Genomic DNA, 7111 nt, shown 5'->3' with positions numbered 1-7111 from the left:
ACATGAAGGGTCTGGGAGGAGTTTATAATATTTCCAAGCACATCCCTTGATTTAGAAACCATCATACCCAGGGCATTGGTCAACTGACCGATAGCGTCCCGATTCTCCGATTGGAAATCAACCGTATAGTCCCCTTCACCCACCTGGACTGCCTTGGCAGCAAGCTCCTTAAGGGGAGCATTAATTGAACGGACAAGGAAGATGCTTACAATGATGCTCGCCAGGACAACCAAAAACCCTACTATTATATTGGTGCTCACCATACTGCGGACAAAACCGCCGGTGATGGCCTCTTCCTCCAAACTTACGGCGAGCGAAACACCCCACTCTTCTATATAGGCAACCTTGGCAAATCTGGTAGTGCCATTGAACTCATAAACAAGGTCATCATCCCTCACCCCCCTAAAAACAGGCAACACCTCTATATTCTCATAGGATCTGTTTGGATGGACCAAAACCTTGCCGTCTTCTGAATAGACAAAGAAATAACCAGAATCGACATGAGTATTACGGATAAAGTCTGCCACCTGCTCATTGAGCATCTTACGCCCGACATAAATGGCACCGACCAGCTTACCGGCCTTATCATAGAGAGGGGTATAGACCGTCAGATACCAGTCTGAGACCACAAAGGCCCTGCCGCGAAAGGTGTTACCCGCTAAAATTGATCTACAGACAGCACTGTCCGAGGGGATGTAGGTCCCCACAGCCCGCTGACCATTGGCCTTCTTCACCGTGGTTGCCACTCGCAAGAGCTTATCATCAACCAGCTGAAAGATTGTTGCAGATGCACCGAGAAGGTGGGCTACAGAATCAATATACCCTGTATCTCCATTTAAAATGGTATCGCCAAGCTGCAGTTGCGGGATCTTTTGCCGCCTCTGCTGCCCTGTTACCTGATTAATCAATGTCTGGTCACGCATATTGGTACGATCCAGCACCAGTTCACCCTTAGTGGAAAATTCTTGCTTAAAAACCCGGATATTCTCCCCCAGGGTTGCCTGGGTATTTTTGTTGTACATCAGCAGTGAACTCCGTACCGTATCATGCACATCGGTAATTGCCTGCTTGCCAAATTCCCTCAAACTCTCACTCGCCATGTTGAGAGCAACACCCGTTATCACTATCACACAGAGAACGGCAATACAGACAGTTGCACAAAACAATTTGGTGGTAAACTGTACATTTTTCAACTTGGTCAACATGGTACCTCCCCTACAATATTTTATTTCGAAACAAGTCCAACATCAAAATAGATGAAAAACCACAATAAATACAAAACATTGCAACATCCTGCTCTGAAAAAAATCTACCCTTTTGGATCAAGAAAGACAACCAAAGCAAAGAGAGGAGCAGCACGCAGAGCCATCCCCCTGTGCCAATTACTTACAAATACTTACAAATACCGACAAAGCTCAACAGCTGACAATGCCGCATTACATAGTCCCTTTTGGAAAGTTTTCTTGTCCATATCTACTATCCCTTAATATTATTAAACGATGCCCGGCCAGACTCTTCTTGAAAGGTAATTACCGTCGCAAGAAATCATCCACAATCCCAGCCTGTCGATAAGACAGCCACAAGCTCACGGAAAATCCACACTATGATAGGATCATGATAGATCAATCACAGATGATTGCAATAATATTATTGACTTAGCTTATCAAGAAGAATATTGTCAGCCGGCACATCAAGTTTTCTTTAGCAAGTCTATCATTTTTTTTTATTGTGGGACGGTCATCCCGATACAAAAGAGCTATCAACGATTTTAACTGATCAATTTCAAAGAGGCGGGACTAAATATGAAGGCATTCCGAGATATGAGCATAGGTAGACGCTATTTAACCATCATCTTTGTCCTGTTGGCAGCTACAACCCTGATCCTCATCACATGCTCAGCCATATTCCTGAACCGCACCGTGAAACATGCCGAAGAACGAGAGTTACGTGGACACTATGAGGCCATCATCAACAGCCTTGAGCAGAAGGGCCGTTTAGCCGAAGCACTCAGCATCCTGATGGCAAATATTCCAGAGGTACAGGCCAATTTTGCGGCCCGGAACCGCGAGTCCCTGACAGAACAGTTGAGCCCTGCCTTTAACATACTCAAGGAGAAGTTTGGAGCAAGACAGTCCCAATTCCATGTTCCACCGGCCACCTCATTCTTACGCCTCCATAAACCGGAAAAATTCGGAGATGACCTCTCCTCCTTTCGTAATACGGTGGTCAACACCAATAAGACACGTCAAACAACGGTGGGGCTTGAGCAGGGGCTGGCCGGCATTGGCATCCGAGGCGTGGCTCCGATCTTCCACCAAAACCAACACCTGGGTTCAGTTGAGTTCGGCATGACATTTGGCCAGCCCTTCTTTGATGAGATTAAGTCTCAGCGTAGCATTGATGTCGGCCTGCATATCCTGCGTGATGGCAGGGTCCAGACCTTCGCCTCTACCCTTGGCAGAAAGCCAGTCGTTGCCCAGGTACTGCTCGAACAGGCCCTGGCAGGCAAGTCAGTAATAACAAGGCTCAAGCACAAGGGACAGCCCTATGCTATCTTAACCGATGTGGTCAAAGACTACTCAGGAAAGCCTATCGGGGTATTAGAGGTAGCCATGAACCGAAGTTTCTATGCAACTGAATTACTTACGGCAAACCTCACTGCAGCGGGGATCGGGATATTGGTCCTGCTTATTGGCATATACCTGTCATGGCGCATTTCTCTGCCCATATCAGCGCAACTCCAGCAGGTGGTTAAGGTGGTTGAAACCATTGCCGAGGGCGATCTTTCCAACAGCATCGGAAACCACGATGAGAACAGTGGAGGAGAAGCAGGACAGGTGCTTAAGGCAGTGAAAACAATGTCCCATAAGTTCCGCCAAGTACTGCAGGAGCTGTCACTGGCCTCGAAGAGCCTCAACCAATCTATGAGCGAGACAAGCCATTCCATGCAGAATTCCAATCAAGCCATAGAGCAACAGCAGTTGCAGACAGAGGGAATCTCATCTGCCATTGAGGAAATGATCACCACAGTAAGTGAAGTATCGCAAAGTGCGCGGGCCGCCTCAGAGATGACTCAAGGCGCTAATAGATCAGCAGAAAATGGAAAAAGAACCATCGATGAAACTATTTCCGTCATTGAAACCCTGGGCATTGATATGGCGCAGCTACAGAGTTCAATAAATAAACTCTCTGGAAACAGTGACGATATTGGCAAGATCATCGATGTTATTGTCAATATAGCCGATCAAACCAACCTCCTTGCCCTCAACGCCGCCATCGAAGCCGCCCGGGCCGGGGAAGCAGGCAAAGGTTTTGCCGTTGTTGCCGATGAGGTGCGCACCCTTGCCCAACGCACCCAGGATGCCACCGGCGAGATCAGAAGCATGATAGAAAACCTGCAACAGGGAACCAAGCAAACCAGTGCCGCCATGGCCCTCAGTTCCCGGCAGACCAAGGAGAGTATGGCTAAAATCAGGGAGGCCGGGACAGCTCTCAATGAAATCACCGACTGCATAGAACAGATCAATGGCATGAATCTGCAAATCGCCAGTGCCACCGAGCAACAGACAGCTGTCAGCACGGCTATTAGCCAAAATGTGCACAGCATTAGCCATATTGGTGAAGACAACAGCAACGAAATGAAAAAAATAGTACAGCACTCTGAGGATGTACTGGTTATGGCAGGGCAACTGGATCTGCAGGTGTCTCGTTTTAAACTTTAAGGTAGCTTTAAGAATTAGAATTTTTTTCCACTAATTTTAAAGGCTCCCTTTAACAGGGCCTTGCCCCACGCCTCCTCCTGGACAAAGCGCATAGCTTTGAGATCACGTTACAAATGACAGACGACAGAGCCCCATCCGCCCACGGAGTTGGAGCGCTGGAGGAAAGCACCCTCTCACGCCCCAACCCCACCTCCCTTCCGAATAAAGGTGAAATCAGCCTCCCCTTCTCTTGCCAGCCCCGCTCAACCCCACAAAAATACAATAGTTTCAAGTCCTTAAACGACAGCGCCCATACATAAAGAGAATCAAACGATTGCATAAGGGGAATAGACTTTTATATACAGAGCATTGATGTAGATTAGGGCCCCCCTACAGGAGAGCAACATGCTTTAACTTTTCAATTGGACAAGGAAAACAAAATGGACATACTAAACAATCAGATTTTTCTGCTCCTACTCATTACCCTGATTGGCATGACCATAGGCAAGATCAATATTAAAAATTTTTCCCTCGACTCCTCTGCCATCATCTTTGTCGGCCTCTTCTTCGGCCATTTTGGCTATACCCTGCCCAAGACATTCCAGACCCTGGGCCTTGTCCTCTTCATCTACTCCATCGGCCTCCAGGCGGGGCCCGGATTTTTCTTCAGCCTTCGGCAACGAGGATTAAAGCTGAGCCTGGGAACAGTGGCCATCATTGGCATTGGCTTTTTAACCACTCTGGCAACTACCTACCTTTTCCATTTTAGTGCCGGCACCAGTGCCGGCATCTTTACAGGTGCCCTAACCAGCACACCGGGACTTGCCGTGGCCGTTGAGATTGCCGGCGGTCAGAACGCCCCAGCTGCATATGGAGTGACCTATTTCTTTGGTATAGTGGGGGTCATTGTCTTCATTCAGATAATTCCCAAGATACTGAATATTACAGTCAAAGATGAAGAACAGGCCCTTAACAAGGAACGAGATAAGACACATAAGCCGCTGCATTTTATGCATCTTGAGCTCACCAATCTCAACCTCGTTGACAGGCAGGTCAAGCACCTCAATCTCAAAAGCATATCTCCCGTCATCATCACCCGACTGCTGAGAAAAAACGGCACAGAGCCTATTTTAGTCGGCGGGCAAACCATCCTCCAGGCAGGTGATCACCTACGCATAACCGGCACCAAAGATGATCTTGAAATGATGCAAATGTACCTGGGAACTCCCGTTGATCAGGATATTGAATTTGAGCGCGTCCTCTCCGGGGAGTATATCACCGTCTCCAATAAGGATATTTGCGGAATGAGCCTCAAACAACTCAACTGCCACGAGGTCTTTAATGTACAGCTGAGCAGAATAAGCCGCAACGGCATCGAGCTGCCCGCAGGCCCTAACCTGCGTCTCCATATGGGCGACACCATCCATGCGGTCGGTAGCAAACAATCCCTGGAAAATATTAAAAAAATATTTGGCAACAGCATAAAAGACTCCTATAATTTCAATATCCTGCCCATATTTACTGGTCTTTTTTTAGGATTTATTCTGGGCAAGATACCGCTCTATATTCCCTTTTCGGGCATTTTTTATCTGGGCACCACGGGTGGGGTACTGATAGCAGGACTGTTTCTCAGCAATATCTATAAGACAGGTCCCTTAATCTGGGCCATCCCCAGCAATGCCAATAGTTTTATCCGAGAGATGGGCCTGGTGCTCTTTATGGCAACCATTGGCACCCAAACCGGGACAAGCATCCTTGCAACTCTGCGTCACGAAGGGCTACAACTCTCCCTGGCCGGAATACTGGTCACGACAGTCCCCCTGATCAGTTCAGTCTTTATCTGCAAACATCTACTCAAACTCCCCTTTCTCTCTATGCTGGGAGTAATAACGGGCGCCATGACAAGTACACCGGGTCTTGCCACAATGGCAAAGATATCCAAAACCCCCTATGCCACATCGAGCTATGCCACTGTCTACCCCGTAGCCCTGATCAGCATGATTATCTACACGAAACTACTGATCTTTATCGTCGAGAGATTTTTCTAATCTTCCTCCAGAAAAGTCCGGACTCAACCAACTATCTCCTGGGTTGATCCAACATCTCATTAAGGTGTTTATAGATGCTATGAATATCCCCTGACATATCAACGCCCGTGCATCTTCGCATTGGATCACCCGATCGATTTGCCACCAGCACAGAGCGTATCTCGGTCAGGGGTTCAATCAAATTTCTCGTCACACTACGCAGGAGAAGCAGACCGACCAGAAATACAGCACTTGCCATAAAGACAATTCCCCAGGCACCTGCATTGCCTAAATGCTCTGCTTTGGTATCGGCTTGGAGCGTTGCCAGGCGATTAATTTCGTTTAAATGAAGAATCGCCTGCACAGTCTTCTCCTTACCAGCATAGTCACCCGAGAATGCAGCAATATAATTTTCTCTAATCGCCTGGAGGGCAATCGGCTCATCTCTCTCCGTAACATTCTTTTCCGCCAAGGCCAAAGCACGGCGAAAGGCGGCTTCAGATTCCTTAGGGACAACATTTTCCACAGAGGCCATGACTACGACCGCAAGCATCTCTTCACAGGCCTGAAGAGAGCGCCCATTTTTTTCAACTATAACATCAATGGCAGGAACCATACGGGTGAAAACCCATATAGAGCCTAGGCCCATAAGGATATTAAGGCCGATCAAAATCCAGGCCCCTACCTTGACACTCTCGACTCGCCTCATAGCTCAACGCCCTCTACCAGTCTGGGAATAGCCGCCTCATTTGAGACAATAATCAGATTATCACCCGCCATAAGAGTTGCCGTAGGCAGAGGCTGGGTTATCCCATTCTGACCAGCCCCCCGCACCCCAACCACCATGATGCCAAAACGTTTTGGCAGGGCAAGTTGCACAAGATTTTTGCCCACCATTTGAGGTTGAACAGCAATCTCCGTTAAATGTAAATCCTCACCAAGACTGGTATCCACAATCAGATCCTTATAGAGGAGACGACTGGCAAATCTTTTCCCATACTCCTGCTCAGGATTAACCACCTGATGAGCCCCGACCAGATGCAGTATACGCTGATGTAAGGTATCATTGGCACGAGAAACAATTGTTGGGGTACCCATCTGCCGCAACAGGGCTGTACAGATAATAGAGGCCTCCTTAGAATCATCGCCTATGGCACAGACAGCAGAGTCCCTCTTACCCGGCTCCAGGCGGGCAAGTTCTATTTCATCCGTGGCATCAAGCACCACGGCCTCGGCAACAAATCCTGCTGCCTCCTCGACCAGAGTCCTGTTTATATCAACGGCAAGCACCTCGGCACCTTTTTCAGAAAGGGTACGCGCAAGCGACATACCAAATTGACCTAGACCAATAATCAACACCTGTTGAGACATATAATAACCATA

5 protein-coding genes (1 of these 5 cut by a window edge) are annotated in these 7111 nt (G+C 48.0%); 2 read left to right on the top strand and 3 right to left on the bottom strand.

Annotated elements, in window-relative coordinates; genetic code table 11:
* Positions 1–1205, bottom strand: partial view of a methyl-accepting chemotaxis protein gene (locus DP_RS04920; protein ID WP_011188222.1) — the 5' portion only. It extends 847 nt beyond the left edge of the window; only the first 1205 of its 2052 coding nucleotides appear in the window; it begins with the start codon at positions 1203–1205; its stop codon lies beyond the left edge, outside the window.
* A gap of 597 nt (positions 1206–1802) precedes the next feature.
* On the opposite strand from DP_RS04920, the gene DP_RS04915 reads away from it, so the two are divergent.
* A complete protein-coding gene (locus DP_RS04915; RefSeq protein WP_011188221.1) occupies positions 1803–3722 on the top strand; it encodes a methyl-accepting chemotaxis protein in 1920 nt (639 codons plus the stop codon).
* Positions 3723–4141: 419 nt separating this feature from the next.
* The gene (locus DP_RS04910) at positions 4142–5749 is read left to right on the top strand and encodes an aspartate:alanine exchanger family transporter (RefSeq protein WP_041277638.1); all 1608 of its coding nucleotides are present in this window, start codon (positions 4142–4144) and stop codon (positions 5747–5749) included.
* Between the two features lie 31 nt (positions 5750–5780).
* Here the strand turns inward: DP_RS04910 and DP_RS04905 are convergent, their stop codons facing one another.
* Positions 5781–6437, bottom strand: coding sequence for a hypothetical protein (locus DP_RS04905; protein WP_011188218.1), 657 nt, complete (start codon positions 6435–6437; stop codon positions 5781–5783).
* Positions 6434–7099 (bottom strand): potassium channel family protein, encoded by a 666-nt coding sequence (locus tag DP_RS04900; protein WP_041278370.1) that lies wholly within the window; start codon positions 7097–7099, stop codon positions 6434–6436. The genes DP_RS04905 and DP_RS04900 overlap by 4 nt, the downstream gene beginning before the upstream one ends.
* Positions 7100–7111 lie beyond the last annotated feature (12 nt).

Origin of the sequence: Desulfotalea psychrophila LSv54, from assembly GCF_000025945.1 — a bacterium.
Classification (GTDB): Bacteria; Desulfobacterota; Desulfobulbia; order Desulfobulbales; family Desulfocapsaceae; genus Desulfotalea; species Desulfotalea psychrophila.
This window is presented reverse-complemented; position numbering and strand designations above follow the sequence as displayed.